At 71.7% G+C, this 17,446-nt stretch carries 15 protein-coding genes; 9 read left to right on the forward strand and 6 right to left on the reverse strand.

Annotated elements, in window-relative coordinates; translation table 11 throughout:
• The 4 genes from L6E12_RS18785 to purE form a co-directional block, all read left to right on the forward strand.
• Positions 1-675: GGDEF domain-containing protein (locus L6E12_RS18785; protein ID WP_236229228.1), on the forward strand; the 675-nt coding region annotated here is incomplete at its 5' end.
• Between the two features lie 76 nt (positions 676-751).
• Positions 752-1,954, forward strand: coding sequence for a glycosyltransferase 87 family protein (locus tag L6E12_RS18790; RefSeq protein ID WP_236229229.1), 1,203 nt, complete (start codon positions 752-754; stop codon positions 1,952-1,954).
• 20 nt (positions 1,955-1,974) lie between these two features.
• Positions 1,975-3,159, forward strand: a complete 1,185-nt coding sequence (locus tag L6E12_RS18795; RefSeq protein WP_236229230.1) for a 5-(carboxyamino)imidazole ribonucleotide synthase — start codon at positions 1,975-1,977, stop codon at positions 3,157-3,159.
• A gap of 18 nt (positions 3,160-3,177) precedes the next feature.
• Positions 3,178-3,669 carry a 5-(carboxyamino)imidazole ribonucleotide mutase gene (purE, locus tag L6E12_RS18800; protein WP_110079734.1) on the forward strand — a complete coding sequence of 164 codons (492 nt, stop codon included), beginning with the start codon at positions 3,178-3,180 and terminating at the stop codon, positions 3,667-3,669.
• 114 nt (positions 3,670-3,783) lie between these two features.
• Here purE and L6E12_RS18805 read toward each other — a convergent pair whose 3' ends face one another.
• Both L6E12_RS18805 and L6E12_RS18810 read right to left on the reverse strand, forming a co-directional pair.
• On the reverse strand, positions 3,784-4,392 hold the full coding sequence (locus tag L6E12_RS18805) for a hypothetical protein (RefSeq protein ID WP_236229231.1): 609 nt from the start codon (positions 4,390-4,392) through the stop codon (positions 3,784-3,786).
• Between the two features lie 197 nt (positions 4,393-4,589).
• Positions 4,590-6,308, reverse strand: coding sequence for an acyl-CoA dehydrogenase family protein (locus tag L6E12_RS18810; RefSeq protein WP_236229232.1), 1,719 nt, complete (start codon positions 6,306-6,308; stop codon positions 4,590-4,592).
• Positions 6,309-6,464: 156 nt separating this feature from the next.
• Here L6E12_RS18810 and L6E12_RS18815 point away from each other — a divergent pair, with 156 nt between their 5' ends.
• From L6E12_RS18815 to L6E12_RS18825, 3 genes are all read left to right on the forward strand, one after another.
• Positions 6,465-7,628 (forward strand): acyl-CoA dehydrogenase family protein, encoded by a 1,164-nt coding sequence (locus L6E12_RS18815; RefSeq protein ID WP_236229233.1) that lies wholly within the window; start codon positions 6,465-6,467, stop codon positions 7,626-7,628.
• A gap of 135 nt (positions 7,629-7,763) precedes the next feature.
• Positions 7,764-8,294, forward strand: a complete 531-nt coding sequence (locus tag L6E12_RS18820) for a DinB family protein (protein ID WP_236229234.1) — start codon at positions 7,764-7,766, stop codon at positions 8,292-8,294.
• Positions 8,295-8,369: 75 nt separating this feature from the next.
• The gene (locus L6E12_RS18825) at positions 8,370-10,439 is read left to right on the forward strand and encodes a molybdopterin-dependent oxidoreductase (protein ID WP_236229235.1); all 2,070 of its coding nucleotides are present in this window, start codon (positions 8,370-8,372) and stop codon (positions 10,437-10,439) included.
• Here the strand turns inward: L6E12_RS18825 and L6E12_RS18830 are convergent.
• The 4 genes from L6E12_RS18830 to L6E12_RS18845 all read right to left on the reverse strand — a co-directional run bounded on the left by L6E12_RS18830 (position 10,417) and on the right by L6E12_RS18845 (position 15,321).
• The gene (locus L6E12_RS18830; RefSeq protein ID WP_236229236.1) at positions 10,417-11,247 is read right to left on the reverse strand and encodes an SDR family oxidoreductase; all 831 of its coding nucleotides are present in this window, start codon (positions 11,245-11,247) and stop codon (positions 10,417-10,419) included. The genes L6E12_RS18825 and L6E12_RS18830 overlap by 23 nt on opposite strands.
• Before the next feature lie 75 nt (positions 11,248-11,322).
• On the reverse strand, positions 11,323-12,000 hold the full coding sequence (locus tag L6E12_RS18835; protein ID WP_236229237.1) for a TIGR03089 family protein: 678 nt from the start codon (positions 11,998-12,000) through the stop codon (positions 11,323-11,325).
• A 58-nt stretch (positions 12,001-12,058) separates the two neighbouring features.
• Positions 12,059-13,618 (reverse strand): LCP family protein, encoded by a 1,560-nt coding sequence (locus L6E12_RS35465; RefSeq protein WP_308075002.1) that lies wholly within the window; start codon positions 13,616-13,618, stop codon positions 12,059-12,061.
• Positions 13,619-13,722: 104 nt separating this feature from the next.
• Positions 13,723-15,321 (reverse strand): LCP family protein, encoded by a 1,599-nt coding sequence (locus L6E12_RS18845; RefSeq protein WP_236229238.1) that lies wholly within the window; start codon positions 15,319-15,321, stop codon positions 13,723-13,725.
• Positions 15,322-15,484: 163 nt separating this feature from the next.
• On the opposite strand from L6E12_RS18845, the gene rfbB reads away from it, so the two are divergent.
• Positions 15,485-16,474, forward strand: coding sequence for a dTDP-glucose 4,6-dehydratase (gene rfbB, locus L6E12_RS18850; protein ID WP_236229239.1), 990 nt, complete (start codon positions 15,485-15,487; stop codon positions 16,472-16,474).
• A 4-nt stretch (positions 16,475-16,478) separates the two neighbouring features.
• Complete coding sequence (rfbD, locus tag L6E12_RS18855) at positions 16,479-17,384, forward strand: dTDP-4-dehydrorhamnose reductase (protein ID WP_236229240.1); 906 nt, start codon at positions 16,479-16,481, stop codon at positions 17,382-17,384.
• The last annotated feature ends 62 nt before the right edge of the window (positions 17,385-17,446 follow it).

The raw sequence follows: 17,446 nt of genomic DNA on the forward strand, positions 1-17,446 counted from the left end.
GCCGAGGTCGACGCGGTCTGCCGGGCCGCTGCCGCGGGCGCCGACCTGGCTGCCCCGCTGGCCGCGCTCGGCCGGGCGCGGGCGCACGGCGGCGCCTGCCTCGCGGAGACCCTGACCGACCTGGCCGCCCTGCACGCGGTGCTCACCGTGCCGGACGGCCTGGTCGCGCCGAACACCGACGCGCTGCCGGTCGCGTTCCTGCGGCCCGCCGCGGAGGCGTGGGCCGAGGCCGCCACCCTGCCCGGCCGCCCCGCCGACCCGCTGACCGGCCTGGCCACCCTCGACTACCTGCGGGTCCGCCTCGGCGAGGTCCACCGGCACGCGGGCAGGCACGGCCTCGCTCCGGACTGGATGGCGCTGCTGGTGGTGACCGTCGACCTCAGCGCGGTGGTGGGCTGGTCGCGGCTGGTGGCGCAGGTGCTCGTCGCCGACGCGCTGCGGGAGGTGTTCGACGGCGGCGAGACCGTCGCCACCCTCGGCCCGTCGACCGCGGTCGTGCTCGCCCCGCGCGAACCCGGCCTGGGCGACCGCGCCATCGCGGCCTGGCGGCTGATCGCCGACCGGCTGGCCGCGGACCCGTCGCTCGCCGCCGCCCGCCTCGGGGCCCGGGTGGAACGCCTGCCGGGGACGGAGGTCGAGGCGCTGCGCGTGCTGCGCGAGGTGGCCCGCGCCTGACCAGGAACCTCACACGGGTTTCACCTGAATCCTCGGGCGCGTCGATCGGAGATCGGGGCCGTGGTTTGCTGTGCGCGTGACGGAGCAGGCCGAGGGCGTCGGGGCGCCGCCACGCCCGCGCCGGGCCGCGTTGTCGGTGTTCCCCGCGCTGTGCGTGGTCGCCGGGATCGTGGGCTGGGCGCTGGGGTGGCACCTCGGGGTCGACAACGCGGTGTACCGGTCGGGCGCGGTGGCGCTGCTGCACGGCGAACCCCTCTACGACGCCATGTCGCTGAGCGCGGAGCCGTCCTGGGCGCGGCTGCCGTTCACCTACCCGCCGACGGCCGCGCTGCTGTTCATCCCGCTGGCGCTGGTGCCGACCCAAGTGGCCTGGGGGATCCTGGGGGCGATCACCGTCGCGTCCCTGGCCGCGGTGGTCCGGCTGTCGATCGCCGCCCTGCCCGACCGGCCGCGGTGGATGGACCCGGACCGGACCACGGTGGTGCTCGGGATCGCGCTGCTGGGCCTGGAACCGGTGTGGCGCACGCTGTTCCTCGGCCAGATCAACATGATCCTGATGCTCCTGGTCGTGGTGGACGTGCTGGTCCTGGGCGCACGCGGCAACCGGTTCGGCGGGGTGCTGGTGGGCGTGGCGGCGGCGGTGAAGCTGACGCCGCTGATCTTCGTGGCGCACCTGCTGGTGATCGGCCGCCGCTGGGACGCCCTGCGCGCGGTGGCCACGTTCCTGGTGCTCCAGGCGGTGATGTTCCTCTGGGTCCGGCACGACGTGGTGCAGTTCTGGGGCGAGGCCGTGCAGGACCCGCAGCGCATCGGCCCGATCTTCTGGGCGGGCAACCAGTCCCTCAACGGCCTGGTCCTGCGGCTGACCGACAACGCCGACTGGTCCATGCGCGTGGTCATCCCGATCGCCGCGGTGCTCGCGGTGCCGTGCGCGCTGTGGGTGCGCAGGCTCCAGCCGCTGCCCGCGCTGCTGGTGACGGCGTTCCTCGGGCTCCTGGTCAGCCCGGTGTCCTGGTCGCACCACTGGGTGTGGGTGGTGCCGCTGCTGGTGTTCCTCATCTCCCGGATCGACGACCCGCGCGACCGGCGCGCCTGGTGGCCGGTCGCGGCGGTGGTCCTGGTGTTCGCGAGCTGCGTCCTGCTGGCCATGCGCAACGGCCTGGCCGTGGAGTTCGAGTGGACACCGCCGGAGTACGTGATCGGCAGCGCCTACCTGCTGGTGCCGCTGGTGGTCGGGGCGATCGTGCTGGTCAGGCGGGTCCGAGCGGCCCGCGGGTAGCTGGGTAGAGTCCCCTGCTCGTGGACCCACGCACCGGTTTCCCCGTGGTCGGGATGGTCGGCGGCGGTCAGCTGGCGCGGATGACGCACCAGGCCGCCGTGACCCTCGGCCAGTCCCTGCACGTGCTCGCCGTCTCCGCCGACGAGCCCGCCCCGCTGGTCACGCCGAACACCACCCTCGGCCACCACACCGACCTCGACGCCCTGCGCGGCTTCGCGGCCACGGTCGACGTGCTGACCTTCGACCACGAGCACGTCCCCACCGAGCACCTGCGCGCCCTGGTCGCCGACGGTGTTGAGGTCCGCCCCGGGCCGGACGCGCTGGTGCACGCCCAGGACAAGCTGGTGATGCGCCGCAGGCTCGCCGACCTCGGCCTGCCCGTCCCCGCGTTCGCCGAGGTCGCCGGCACCGAAGACCTGGTCTCCTTCGGCGACGCCCACGGCTGGCCGTGCGTGCTCAAGGCCGCCCGCGGCGGCTACGACGGCCGCGGCGTGTGGCTGGTCGCCGACGCGGGCGAGGCCGCCGCGCTGGTCCCCGAACTCCTCGCCGCGGGCACCCCGCTGCTGGCGGAGGAGAAGGTCGACATGCGCCGGGAGCTGGCCGCGCTGGTCGCCCGCTCCCCGTTCGGCCAGGGCGGCTGCTGGCCCCTGGTGGAAACCGTCCAGGTCGACGGGATCTGCGTCGAGGTCCTGGCGCCCGCCCCGGACGTGACGGCCGAGCAGTCCGAGGCCGCCCAGGACCTGGCGCTGCGCATCGCGGACGAACTGGGCGTCGTCGGCGTCATGGCGGTCGAGCTGTTCGACACCCCCGGCGGCCTGGTGGTCAACGAACTCGCCATGCGCCCGCACAACTCCGGGCACTGGACCATCGAGGGCGCCCGCACCTCCCAGTTCGAACAACACCTGCGCGCCGTGCTCGACTACCCCCTGGGCGCGACCGACCCGGTGGCCCCCGCCGTGGTCATGGCCAACGTCCTCGGCGCCCCGACCGCCCCCACCATGGCCGTCGACGAGCGCCTGCACCACCTCTACGCCCGCTACCGCGACGCGAACGCCCACTTCTACGGCAAGCAGGAGCGCCCCGGCCGCAAGGTCGGCCACGTCACCCTCCTCGGCGACTCCCTGCCGGAGCTGCGCACCCGCGCCAAGCTCGCCGCCCACTGGCTGTCGCACGCCGAATGGCTCGACGGCCACGAGATCCACTAGGAGCACCGGATGACTGACCTGGCGCCGCGAGTCGGCCTGATCATGGGCAGCGACTCGGACTGGCCGGTCATGCGACTGGCCGCAGAAGCACTCACCGAGTTCGACGTCCCGCACGAGGTCAACGTGGTCTCCGCGCACCGCACCCCGCAGCGGATGCTCGACTACGCCACCTCCGCCGCCGACCGCGGCCTGCGGGTGATCATCGCGGGGGCGGGCGGGGCCGCGCACCTGCCCGGGATGGTCGCCTCGGCCACCGTCCTGCCGGTCATCGGCGTGCCGGTACCGCTGAAGTACCTCGACGGGATGGACTCGCTGCTGTCGATCGTGCAGATGCCCGCGGGCATCCCGGTGGCCACGGTGTCGGTGGGCGGGGCGCGCAACGCCGGTCTGCTGGCGGTGCGCATCCTGGCGGCTGCGGACGAGGGGTTGCGGGAGCGGCTGGCGCAGTTCTCCCGGGACCTGGAGGCGATGGTCCTGGAGAAGGACGCCAAGCTGCGGGCGTCGCTCTAGCGTTTCGTGATGCTGTTCGGCTCACGTCGGGTCGACCGGGGGTGGTGTTGGCCGGGGTGCGGCGGCCGACGGTAGACCCGTGGCTGGTGGACGCCACCGCCGATGCCATCCTCGTCACCGGGCAGCGTCGGAGAAGATCCTTCTCTGCGCTTCGACATGACGACGCAGGTCTGCAACTGCGCTCTGCTCGGAAGCAGGGGTTGCCTCATCCAGTTCGCCCAAGTCGAAGGAGTTCGCCTCGGCATGCTTGCGCGTGTAGTCGACCACGAAGTCGACGAGGGCTGTGGCCACGGCAACCTGCCCGTTCTTCGAGTACCGTTCCGCCGCGCTCAGATCGGATAGGAGACAATCGATCGTGTGCCCGTCGAGGGTGCCGTCGCGAGCCGCTTCCAGATACGTGATCAAGGAAGCGTTGAGGTTCTTGGCGCACCTCTTGGCTTGAAGCCGGTGCTTCACCGCAAGAGTTGCGGCAGTGCCTCCAACGGCGCTGCTGAGGACGATGGTAGTGACAACGCGGCGGTCCTTCAGGAGCGCCGCCACGCGTTGTGCTGCACCTGAACCCCTACTGGGCAGATCGCCCTCTTTGAGGTGCGTGACGACTTGTCCCAACAAGTCGCGAACCACGCCTCCGTTTCGCACCAGTTCACGTGCGTCGAGCCCCAACTGGATCTCTGGCGGAATCAGGAGGGCGACCTGAAGAATGGGTGGTGACTGGACGGACACTGATCATCCTCTCGCCCTGCTGTTTCGGTTGTCGCGAGCGCAGTGGCATCGTTACGACCGCCCGCCGCCATCGCCCCAGCACGCGCGGGCCACCACCGGCAGGATACGGCCCAAGCCTTCCTGCTCGTCGGCAATCCGGCGAAAGCCTGTCCGACTTCGCGAGCTGGGTCGGCGTGCGGATGTAAGGGCAGGCCCGGCTACGGCTTCATCTCGTAGGCGCCCGACAGCGCGGCGACCTGTTCCCACACGTGGTCGAAGCGGCCCTGGTCGACGTCCGGTTTGCGGATGGCGGTCAGGGCCCAGCGCTGCTGGGCCGACGTGGAGGACGGCTTGCCGTGCAGGGCGACGGCGTAGCCGGAGAAGTCGCGGACCAGGGTGTCGAAGACCTGGTCGATCACCTGCGTCTCCAGGCCGATCAGTTCCGCCTGTTCCAGGATGAGCTGGCCGTAGACCACCAGCGTGAACAGCTCGCCCAAGGCCAGGGCGAAGTCCAGGTCCTTCTGCTGCGCGGCCGAGGGTGGGGCGGTGGACAGCAGTTGGGCCAGGCCGTCGGCCTGTTCGCTGAAGACGGCCACGTTCGGCACGTGCTGGAAGGTGCGGTAGGACTCGCGCCAGTCGTGGAAGCGGATGGTGCCCAGGCCGCGGGCGGGGCCCTGGCGGAACAGGAACTCGTCGTCCTCGGGGTCGTGGCGGGTGGGGACGTGGGGGTAGGGCTGGGGGGCGAAGAGGTACTGGGGCATGAACTTGAGGATCAGGGCGAGGTTGACCGCGACCGTGCCCTCCAGCTTGGGCAGGCCGCGGATGTCGGTGGCGGCGACCGTCAGGTAGGTGTCGGCCTCGAAGCTCTTGGCGGCGACGACCTCGGTCAGCAGGCCGACGACGCGCTCCGCCTCGGTGGTGGCCTTCATCTTGGTGACCGGGTTGAACAGCAGGTAGCGGCGGTCGTCCGGGTTGGCCGAGCGGAAGTAATCGATGGCGCGGTCGCAGAACAGCTTGGCCGCGACCAGGCGGGCGTACGCCTCCACGAACTGGGCGCGGACGTGGGGGAACGCGGTGACGCGGTTGCCGTAGAGGACCCGGTTGTTGGCGTGGGTGATGGCCTCGTAGAAGGCGTGCTCGGCGATGCCGATGCCGCCGAAGCACAGGTTGAACTTGCCGATGTTGACCGTGTTCAGCGCGGCGTCGAACGCGGCCTGGCCGGTGTGCAGGACGTCCTCGGCGCGGACCGGGTAGTCCTCCAGGCGGAACTCCGAGACGTAGATCTGCGACGGCACCACGTTCTTGACCAGGTGGTAGGCCGGGTGCGCGCTGTCGGCGACGAAGAAGACGTAGCCGTCCGGGCCCTCGACGCCCTCGACCCGGCCGAACACCGACACCACCCCGGCGACGTTGCCGTTGCCGATGTAGTACTTGCCGCCGGTGGCGCGGTACCCGCCCGCGCCGTCGGGGGTGAGCACCATGTCGGTGGCGTAGATGTCGGCGCCGTGGTCCTTCTCGGACAGGCCGAACGCGCACACGCCGCCGTCGTCGAGCAGTGCGGCGGCGCGGGTGCGGGCGGCCTGGTTGGTGCTCTGCCACACCGGTCCGAGGCCGAGGATCGTGACCTGCCACGGGTACCAGTAGCTGAGCCCGTAGAAGCCCAGGACCTCCGACAGGGCGGCGATCCGGGCGGTGTCCCAGCGCTTGTCCGCGGCCCGGCCCGCCTCCGCGCGCGGGGTCAGCAGCGTCGCGAAGAGCTGCTCCTCGGCGGCGAAGCGCAGGAAGTCGGCGTGGAACTCCTTCGCGTGGAACTTCTCCACCAGGGTCCGCTTCCCGCGCGTCTCGAACCAGTCGATGGTGGCGCGCAGGAGCCTGCGGGTTTCCGGGTCGAAGTGGGCGGGGTCGTGGTCGGCGGGGTTGAACAGCAAGCCGGTCATGACGGTCTCCCCGGGCGACGACAACAGGTACCTGCGGGTAAGTTACTAAATGGTAACCCCTGCGCCAAGGGGCTTCCCCCGGGTGCGTGAGAACACAGGGCCGCGAAGTGAACGCGTACTAACATGGTCGCGGGTCTCGAGACGTGGAGGTAGACAGTGGACGCGGGCTTCGGTCTGTACCGGCTCGGCGACGAGCACAACGCCCTGCGCGAGGCCGTTCGCGACCTCGCGGAGAAGGAGATCGCCCCGTACGCCACGGAGGTCGACGAGCAGGAGCGCTACCCCACCGAGGCGCTGGAGGCGTTGAACAAGGCGGGCTTCAACGCCCCGCACATCGCCGAGGTCTACGACGGGCAGGGTGCCGACTCGATCGCGGGCAACATCGTGATCGAGGAGATCGCGCGGGTGTGCGCGTCGTCCTCGCTGATCCCGGCGGTCAACAAGCTCGGCACCATGAACCTGATCCTGGGCGGGTCGGAGGAGCTCAAGAGGGAGGTCCTCCCCACCATCGCCGCGGGCGGTGAGATGGCCTCCTACGCGCTGTCCGAGCGCGAGGCCGGGTCCGACACCGCCTCCATGCGCACCCGCGCCCGCCTCGACGGCGACCACTGGGTCCTCAACGGCACCAAGTGCTGGATCACCAACGCGGGCATCTCGAGCTGGTACACGGTCATGGCGGTGACGAACCCGGACGCGGCCAAGCCCGCCGACGGCATCTCCGCGTTCATCGTGCACAAGGACGACCCCGGCTTCTCGGTCGGCCCGAAGGAGCGCAAGCTCGGCATCAAGGGTTCGCCCACCCGCGAGATCTACTTCGAGAACTGCACCATCCCGGAGAACCGGGTCATCGGCGAGCCCGGCCAGGGCCTGCGGCTGGCGTTCCGCACCCTCGACCACACCCGGCACTCCATCGGCGCGCAGGCGCTGGGCATCGCGCAGGGTGCGCTGGACCAGACGATCGCCTACGTCAAGGACCGCAAGCAGTTCGGCAAGTCCATCGGCACCTTCCAGGGCGTGCAGTTCATGCTCGCGGACATGGCCATGAAGATCGAGGCCGCCCGCCACCTGGTCTACGCCGCCGCCGCCAAGGTCGAGCGCGGCGAGCCGGACGCCTCCTTCGCCTCCTCGGCCGCGAAGACCTTCGCCTCCGACACCGCCATGGAGGTCACCACCGACGCCGTGCAGCTCTTCGGCGGCGCGGGCTACACCCGCGACTTCCCGGTGGAGCGCATGATGCGCGACGCCAAGATCACCCAGATCTACGAGGGCACGAACCAGATCCAGCGCATGGTGATGGCCCGCCAGTTGCTCAAGGGCTGAGCCCCAGCCCCGTCGAAGGCCCGGTCTGCGGACCGGGCCTTCGACATTTTCCGATCTCCTTGTGCTTGCGGACCGAACCTGTCCGCAATGGGTCCTAGAGTTCTCCTCATCAGACCGAGAGCGAAGGCGAACACCATGAACCTGATCCAGGACCGCACCCAGGCCGAGCCCGTCGAGAACCTCACCGGTGAGCGCGCGGACCTGCTGGAGACGCTGCGCACCCACCGCGGCTTCCTGCGGTTCACCGTCCGCGGGATCACCGAGGAGCAGGCGCGGACCCGGACCGGCGCCAGCGAGCTGACCCTCGGCGGGCTGATCAAGCACGTGGCGCACACCGAGGCGGCGTGGGCGCGGTTCATCCGGGGCGGCGCGGAGGAGATGGAGAGCGTCGAGGCCGACTGGTCGGCGGAGTTCCGGATGACCGAGGGGGAGACGGTGGAGGGGCTGCTGGCCGAGTACGCCGAGATCGCCGCGGCCACCGACGCGCTGGTGGCGACGGCGGACCTGGACCTGGCGCACCCGCTGCCGGTGGCGCCGTGGTTCGAGGTGGGCAAGAGCCGGTCGGTGCGGCGGGTGCTGTTGCACATCATCGCCGAGACCGCGCAGCACGCGGGGCACGCCGACATCGTCCGCGAGGGCCTCGACGGGCAGAAGACGATGGGCTGAGGACTGGGCTGACGATTGAGCTGACGATCGGGCTGAGGTTGACGGGGGCCGGGCGCGGTGGGTGGACTGGTCGGCATGACAACGACCCGGTTCGCGACCTGCAACCTCTGCGAAGCCTGCTGCGGGCTGGAGCTGACCGTCGCGGGCGGGCGGGTCGAGTCGGTCAAGGGGGACGGGCGGGACCCGCTCTCGCGGGGGCACCTGTGCCCGAAGGCCGTCGCCCTGCCGGACCTGCACGCGGACGGCGAGCGGTTGCGGACGCCCGTCCGGCGCACCGCTGACGGGTGGGAGGCGATCTCGTGGGAGGCCGCCTTCGACCTCGTTGCCACCCGGCTCGCCGACATCCGGGAGCAGCACGGGCGGGACGCGGTCGGGGTGTACCTGGGCAACCCGACCGTGCACAGCCTGGGCGCGCTCACCCACGGCACCGGGTTCACGGGGATGCTGCGCACCCGCAACCGCTTCTCGGCCACCTCCGTCGACCAGTTGCCGCACCAGTTGGTGGCGTACCTGCTCTACGGGCACCAGTTGATGCTGCCGATCCCGGACCTCGACCGCACCGACCACTTCCTGGTGATCGGCGGGAACCCGATGGCCTCCAACGGCAGCCTGATGACCGTGCCCGACTTCGCCGGGCGGCGGCGGGCGCTGGCCGAGCGCGGTGGCCGGATGGTCGTCATCGACCCGAGGCGCACCGAGACCGCCAAGGTCGCCGACGAGCACCACTTCGTCCGGCCGGGCACCGATGCCGCGCTGCTGCTGGCGATGGTGCGCACGATCCTGGTGGAGGGCCTGGCGAACCCACCGTCCTATGTGGACAACGTCGGTGTCGTGCGGGAGGCCGTCGAGGGGTTCACGCCGGAGTGGGCGGCGCCGATCACCGGGATCGACGCGTCGACCACCGAGCGGCTGGCGCGGGAGTTCGCCGGGGCGCGGTCGGCGGTCTGCTACGGCCGGACCGGGGTGTCCATGCAGCAGCACGGCGCGGTGTGCCAGTGGGCGATCCAGGTGCTCAACGTGCTCACCGGCAACATCGACCGGCCCGGCGGCGCGCTGATCACCAAGCCCGCGGTGGACGTGCTCAAGATGGTGTCACCGGGGCACTTCGGCGCCTGGCGCAGCCGGGTGCGCGGGCTGCCGGAGTTCGCCGGTGAGCTGCCCGTGGCCGTGCTGGCCGAGGAGATCGAGACGCCGGGGGACAAGCAGATCAGGGCGTTCGTCGTCAACGCGGGCAACCCGGTCCTGTCCACTCCGGACGGGCCACGGTTGGCGAAGGCGTTGGCCGGGTTGGACTTCATGGTGGCCATCGACGTGAAGGTCACCGAGACCACCCGGTACGCCGACGTCATCCTGCCGCCGACGCCGCTGCTGGAGCGCGACCACTACGACATCATCTTCAACGCGTTCGCGGTCCGCGACACCGCCCGCTTCGCCCCCGCGGTGCTCCCCAAGCCGGAGGAAGCCCGCCACGACTGGGAGATCTTCCGCGAACTCGGTCTCCGCTACCGCAAGCGCTTCAAGGGCAAGCGGTTCGACACGCTCCGCCTCCGCCTGAGCCCCAGGGTCCTGCTCGACGTCCTCCTGCGCACCGGCCCCTACCGACTCTCGGTCCGCAAGCTGCGCAAGAACCCGAACGGCATCGACCTCGGTCCGCTCAAGCCCTCGTTCCCGCAGCGTTTGCGCACCGAGGACAAGCGGATCGACCTGGCGCCGAAGCTCGTGCTGGACGGGCTCGCCGCGGTGCGCGAGCTGCGCGCCGGGGACGGCCTGCTGCTCATCGGCCGCAGGCACCTGCGGGCCAACAACTCCTGGATGAACGACGTCGACCGCCTCACCAGGGGCAGGGCCCGCCACCACCTGCTCATGCACCCGCGCGACCTAGCCGAGCACGGGATCACCGACGGCGCCGAGGTGTGCGTGCGCTCGGCCGTGGGTGAGGTGCGGGTGCCGGTGACGTCCTCCGACGAGGTCATGCCCGGGGTGGTGAGCCTGCCGCACGGCTACCGCGCGACCAGCGCCAACGACCTGACCGACCCGGCCGTGCTCGACGGGGTCTCCGGGAACGCCGTGCTCAACGGGGTGCCGGTCCGCGTCGAGGCGGTCGGACCGGCACCCCGGGAGGTCACTTCTTCTTCGGCCTCGTGAGGGTGCGGCTGGTGCCCTTGCGCACGAGCGGCTGGTACAGCGAGCCGAGCAGGCGGGGCAGCGCGTCGAGGACGTAGGCGTCCGGGCCGATCAGGATGCGGGCCTTGTCGCGCTTCACGCCGTTGAGGATGGTGCGCGCGGCCTTCTCCGGCGTGGTCATCGCGACCGCGTCGAGGGACTTGGAGAAGCTCTTCATCTGCGCCGGGTCCGAGGTGCGGGCGTTGCGGGCGATGTTGGTCTTGATGCCGCCGGGGTGCACGCAGGAGACGCCGATGCCGGTCCCCTCCACCTGCATCTCCTGGCGCAGGGCCTCGGTGAAGCCGCGGACGGCGAACTTGGCCGCGTTGTAGGCGCTCTGCGTGGGCACGCCGATGAAGCCGAACACGCTGGAGACGTTGGTGATGTGCCCGCCGCCGCGGTTGACCAGGTGCGGCAGGAACGCCCGGGTGCCGTGCGCGACACCCCAGAAGTCGATGTCCATGACCCACTTGAGGTCGGCGTCGGACATCTCCCGCACGCTGCCCTTGAGCGCCACGCCTGCGTTGTTGAACACCAGGTCCACGCCGCCGAAGTCGGCCACGACCTGGTCGGCGTGGGCGTAGATGGCGTCGCGGTCGGCCACGTCGAGCCGGTAGGTGCGCAGCCGGTCGCCCGCCCCCGCCTTGGTCGCGGTCTCCTTGAGGCCCACCTCGTCGATGTCCGACGCGGCCACGGAGGCGCCTTCGGCGAGCAGGCCGAGTACCAGGTGCCTGCCGATCCCGGAACCCGCGCCGGTCACCACGGCCACCTTGCCAGCGAACGACTTCACCGCAACCTCCCGAGTTGACTACTCCCGCGTAACTTACTGGAAGTAAGGTCCGGCGGCAAGGCCACGACCGGGGGATCAGCCCAGGATGTCGAGGGTGGTGTGCTCGGCCCTGCGGCGATCGTCCAGCCGGGCCGGGTCCGCGCCGGTCACCTGGACCACCGAACCGCCCGCGGCCAGCGGGGCCAGGAAGGCGCGCAGGATGCCGTCGGGAACGGTCCACTCCGCGGTGGACAGGACGCGGACGCCCTGGTCGAGGCCCTTCACCCGGGCCAGGACCTCGTCGACGGTCAGCCCGGCGAGTGCCGGGGTGGAACCGTCGACCGGGGAGCCGAAGTAGTCGTCGCCGAAGAGGCGGGCCTCACCGACGAAGTCGGCCGCGCCGTCGCGGGGGCCGCCGAGGTCCCGGCCCATCGGGTCGAGGGAGACGGCGGCGACCGTCCCGGGGGCCGAGGCGCCGGGGGCGACGAAGGTGACCGCGGCACCGGCCGGGTCGGCGGTGACGTGCGCGCCCGCCCACCAGGCGCCGAGCAGCACGCCCGCGGTCTGCCAGTGCGGCGGCAACTGGACGGCCACCGGGGTGCCCGGCTCCACGTCGTGCTCCTCGACCAGCCAGTTCGCCGTCTTCGCCGCCCAGTTGGCCACCGTCGCCACCGACAGCTCCACCCGGGTTCCCGCGGCGTCGTCGTAGTGCGTGATCAGCGGTTTCGCCGAGGAGGAGCGGAGGGGGCGCAGGAGGATCTCGGTGAGGCTCACGACGCCCAAGCTAGTGGATCGGCCCGCGGCCGACCCTGCCGCCCGAACCGGTCCCGGGTCAGTCGACGCAGGGGACGGCCGCGGCGAGCCGGGCGGGGGCGCCGAGGTCGAGCAGCCTGCCGCCCGCCAGGTTGTCGGCGGGCACCGAGGGCGGCGCGGGCGGCGACGGCGGGGTGCTCGACAGGAGCCCGGCGACGTAGGCGTGCACGGCCGCGGTGTCGACGGTGATGATGCTCTGACCGCGGTCGTTGCGGGCACCGACGCCGGTCACCGGGATGGTGGTGAACCGTATCTGCCCACTGGCCAGCGCCTGCGCCTGGTTCACCAGGTCGAGGAAGTGCAGCCCCGGGTCCATCACCACGGTCTTCGACACCGCCTGCTCCAGCGCCGACAGCTTCGCCGAGTCGGTCAGCGTGCCACCGGAGAGCACCTTGTTCATCGCCGAGGCCAGGAACGTCTGCTGCCGCACGATCCGGTCCAGGTCCCCGCGCGGCAAGCCCTTGCGCTGCCGGACGAACGACACCGCGTCACCGCCGCGCACGGTCTGCTGACCCGCGCGGAAGTCGGCACCGGAGTCGGGGTCGCTGGTGGAGCGGTTCAGGCACACTTCGACACCGTCGACGGCCTCGGTGAGCAGGTAGAACCCGTACAGGGTCACCTCGGTGTAGTGGTCGACGCGGACGCCGGTGAGGTTCTGCACGGACTGGATCAGCGCCGTGCGGCCCGCGCTGTCGGACTCCCGCTCGACCTTGGCCCGGTCGGTCTCGCCGCCGTCGACCAGCCGCTGCGCGGTGCGCGCCTTGGTCACGCCGAACGCGCCGTTGATCTTCTCCTGGCCCGCGCCGGGCACCTCGACGGAGGTGTCGCGCGGGATGGAGATCGCGTGGCCCGACCCGCCGCCGCGGGGCAGCCGCAGCAGGATCAGCGTGTCGGTGTTGATCGTGTCGGTGGCCTCGGTGCGGAGCTGGCGCAGGATGCGGGCCGACAGCGGCCTGCCCTGCAGGTCGGTGCGGGTGTCGCTGCCGACGACCAGGATGTCGTTGGCGCCGTCGTCCTCCGGTGGCGCGGCGGCGGAGTTCTGCGCCTCGGCGAGCGCGTCGGTGGTGGTGACGCTGTCCTGGAAGGTGTCGACCCGCACGGTCACCAGCCCGGTCCCCGCCAGCACCGCCGCCGACACCAGCGCCACCAGCACCCGCCCCGCCACCAGCCACCCCGACCCCCGCCTGCGCCTCGCCACCGCGCCCGTCCCGGCCCCGGCAGCCCCCGCCGGGGCGGCTGTGGCCGGGGCGACCGCCTGCTCGCTCTCGGCGGACTGGCCCGGACCCGGCTGGACCTCGGTCGGCTGGACCTCAGCGGGTTGGACCTCGATGGGTTGGTCCTCGACCGGCTGATCTTCGGCGGGTTGGTCCTCGACCGGCTGAGTTTCGGCGGGTTGGTCCTCGACCGGCTGAGTTTCGACCGGCTGGTTCTCGGCGGCCTGGGTTTCGGCCGGTGGGGTCTCGGCCCGCGGCGTCCCGGTGGGTCCGGCTCCGGCCGGGTGCGCCCCGGCGGGCTCGGCCCCGGTGGGCCGGGTCCCCGGGGTGTCCTCCGCCGGTCCTGGCGTCGGCCGGTCCGTCACGACTTCCTCCTCCACGCGCGCGTGCTCTCTCCAGGGTGGCAGCGCCCGCGGCCGGGCCCGGGCGGTTCGCCGGAGAAGATCGCCGATCGTGATGGACGCGGGGGTCAGTTCACGCAGTTGACGCTGCCTGCGTCGATCTTCGCCGGAGGGGCCGTCTCAGTGGGGGGAGTCGTGCCCGGTGTCGTCTGATCGGGTGACAGGCGGGCGCCGAACAGGCCCTGGTCGGCCGCGCCCGCGGTGCCGGGGGTGAAAGCGGTGCCGAGCAGCACCCGCACCCGGCCTGCGGCCAGACCGGGGCTCTCCTCGTAGTTGACGGCGCCACCGAGCGACACCGCCACGGACCGGGCGTCGGCCAGCCCGCCCGGGGCGTACTGGACGACGGTGGCGGTGCGCACCGGCGCGTCGCCCACCTCCCCGGGGGTGAACCCGGCCTGGACCAGGGTGTCCAGCACGGTGCTCGCCAGGCCCCGGGTGGTCGACCCGTTGCGCACGTCGACCGTCACACCCGATTCGCCCCCGGGCGTCCCCGGCGCGGTCGACGACGCGGTGGTGGGCGGCGTCGGCAGCTCGTCCGACGGGGACGACGGGGTGGTCGCCTCCTCGTCGGCGGTGCTGGTCAGGCTCGCCACGAACCTGGCCACCTCGGTCGGGTCGACCTTGATCACGTCCGCGCCGCCGATCTTGGCGTCGCCCTGGTTGGGGATGGTGCGGAACTCGATGTTGCCGCTGCTGAGCCCCTGCATCTGCGCGGCGAAGGTGGACAGGTTCCAGTTCGAGGAGAGCACGACCGACTTCTGCACGGCCGTCACCAGCTCCCGCACCTTGCCGGGGTCGGCCAGCATGTCCGCCGAGAGCACCTTGTTCGCCAGCGCCCCGAGGAACACCTGCTGCCGCACGATCCGGTCGAGGTCGCCATTGGGCAGCTCGTAGCGCTGCCGGACGAACGACAGCGCCGCCGCGCCGGAGACGGTCTGCTTGCCCGCCGGGAACCGCGCGCCGGACTTGGGTTCGTCGACGGCGTTGTTGAGGCAGACGTCCACCCCGCCGATGGCCTTGGTGACCTCGTAGAAGCTGGCCAGGTTCACCTCGGCGTAGCGGTCGATGGTGACCGCGCCGCCGACGAGCCGCTCGATCGTGGAGATCAGGTTCTTGCGGCCGGCGACGGTGGCCTGCTTGTCCAGCTCCGGGTCGGCGACGCCCTGCTCGGACAGGGTCTTGCGGGCGTCGTTGTAGGCGTAGACGAACGCGGAGTTCAGCTTGTGCTTGCCGAAGCCCTCGCCGACGTCCACCCAGGAGTCGCGCGGGAAGGAGAAGGCGATCGCCCGGCGCCCGTCCACCGGGATGTGCACCAGGATCATCGTGTCGGTGTTGCGCTCGCCCTCGGCCCGGCCGCCGTTGAGCATGGCCAGCACCTCCTTGGGCAGCGGGTTGCCGTAGGCGTCGGTGCGGCTGTCGATGCCGACCAGCAGGATGTCCACCGCGCCGTCGAGCGGCACCCGCCCGAAGTCCTCGGGCAGGGTGTCGATCACGTCGGTGGTGACGGTGTTCGCGTCGAGGTCACCGACACCCCACCAGCCGTACCCGGTGCCCGCCACGACCGCGGCGGAGAGCACGGCGATCAGCGACTTGACCAGCGCGCCGCCCGCGCGCAGCCACCTCGATGGCCCAACGGACTCACCCACCGGTTGCGCACGCTCGTCCACGCACGCTCCTCCCCATCCCGTCGTCCCCCGAACAGGTTACCCAGCGAATGCTGAGAGCCAATCAAGCGTCACTCCTGTCAACACTCAGTAGTGAGCAGAGGTGACGTAGTGCGGCATGGAACACTCGAACCCATCACGCGAACTGAGGGACGGTGGAAAGCAGATGCGGGTATTGGTCACGGGCGGTGCCGGGTTCATCGGGTCGCACTACGTGCGGCAAGCCCTGGGCGGGGCGTACCCGACCCTGGCGGACGCCGAGGTCGTGGTGTTCGACAAGCTGACGTACGCGGGCAACCGGGCCAACCTCGACCCGGTCGCGGACAGTGAGCGCCTGCGCTTCGTCGAGGGCGACATCTGCGACGCCGAACTGGTCCGGCAGACGATGACCGGGGTGGACCTGGTGGTGCACTTCGCCGCCGAGTCGCACGTCGACCGCTCGATCCTGGGCGCCGCCGACTTCGTGCTGACCAACGTGCTGGGCACCCAGACCCTGCTGCAGGCCGCCGTCGACGCCGAGGTGTCGAAGTTCGTGCACGTCTCCACCGACGAGGTCTACGGCTCGATCGACGAGGGCTCGTGGCCGGAGACCCACCCTCTGGAGCCCAACTCGCCGTACTCGGCGTCGAAGGCGTCCTCGGACCTGATCGCCCGGTCGTTCTTCAAGACCCACGGGCTGCCGGTGTGCATCACCCGCTGCTCGAACAACTACGGGCCGTACCAGTTCCCGGAGAAGGTCATCCCGCTGTTCACCACGAACCTGCTGGACGGCAAGAAGATCCCGCTCTACGGCGACGGCCTCAACGTGCGCGACTGGCTGCACGTCGACGACCACTGCCACGGCATCCAGCTCGTGGCCGACGGCGGCCGGGCGGGCGAGGTCTACAACATCGGCGGCGGCACCGAGCTGACCAACAAGGAGCTGACCGCCCTGCTGCTGGAGGCGACCGGCACCGACGACTCGTTCATCCAGCCGGTGATCGACCGCAAGGCGCACGACCGCCGCTACTCCGTCGACATCACCAAGATCTCCACCGAGCTGGGCTACACCCCGCGGGTGGCCTTCGCCGACGGCCTGGCGAGCACCGTGCAGTGGTTCCGCGACAACCGCGCCTGGTGGGAGCCGCTCAAGCAGCGCGCCGCCCTGGGAAGCTGACCCGGTGACTCTCGCACTCCTGGTACCCGGCGGGTCCGGTCAGCTCGGTCGTGAGCTGGCCGGGCTGGCCGGTCCCTCGCTCAAGGTCAACGCCCCCGACTCCGCCCGGCTCGACCTCACCGACACCCGCGGGGTGATCGCCGCCGTGGCCGCGTTCGCCGAGGCGGCGAAGGCGGCCGGGGACACGCCGGTCGTGGTGAACGCCGCCGCCTACACCGCGGTGGACAGGGCCGAGTCGGACCGCGCCCGCGCGTACGCGGTGAACGCGGACGGCCCCCGCGTGCTGGCCGCCGCGTGCTCTACCCGCAACGTGCCGCTGCTGCACGTGTCCACCGACTACGTGTTCTCCGGGGACGCGTCCGCTCCCTACGCCGAGGACGCCGAGACCGGGCCGAGGACGGTGTACGGGGCGACGAAGCTCGCCGGTGAGCAGGCCGTGCTGGGCTCGGGCGCCCGGGCGTGGGTAGTCCGCACGGCGTGGGTGTACGGCGCCCACGGGGCCAACTTCGTGAAGACGATGGCCCGGTTGGAGTCGCAGCGCGACACGCTGTCCGTCGTCGACGACCAGTTCGGCGCCCCCACCTGGACCCGGGACCTGGCGGCCGGGCTGGTGGAGCTGGCGGGCAAGGTCGCCGAGGGCAGTGGCCCCTCGGCGCGGGTGCTGCACGCGACCGGTGCGGGCGAGGTCACCTGGTGCGGGTTCGCCAGGGCCGTGTTCGAGGAGCTGGGCGCCGACCCGGAGCGGGTCAAGGCGTGCGGGACCGCCGACTACCCGACGCCCGCGGCTCGGCCCGCGTACTCGGTGCTCTCGGCCGGGGCGTGGAACGCGTCGCTGACGCCGCTGCGGCCGTGGCGCGAGGCGCTGCGCGCCGCCTTCGAGACCGACCGGGCCGCGTACCTGCCCGCCTGAACCTGAGACCGCACCGCACACCGCCGGACCACCGCGCCCGTGCCCGCCCGTCCGGCGGTCGC

Source organism: Actinokineospora sp. PR83 (assembly GCF_021056305.1).
Classification (GTDB): Bacteria; Actinomycetota; Actinomycetes; order Mycobacteriales; family Pseudonocardiaceae; genus Actinokineospora; species Actinokineospora spheciospongiae.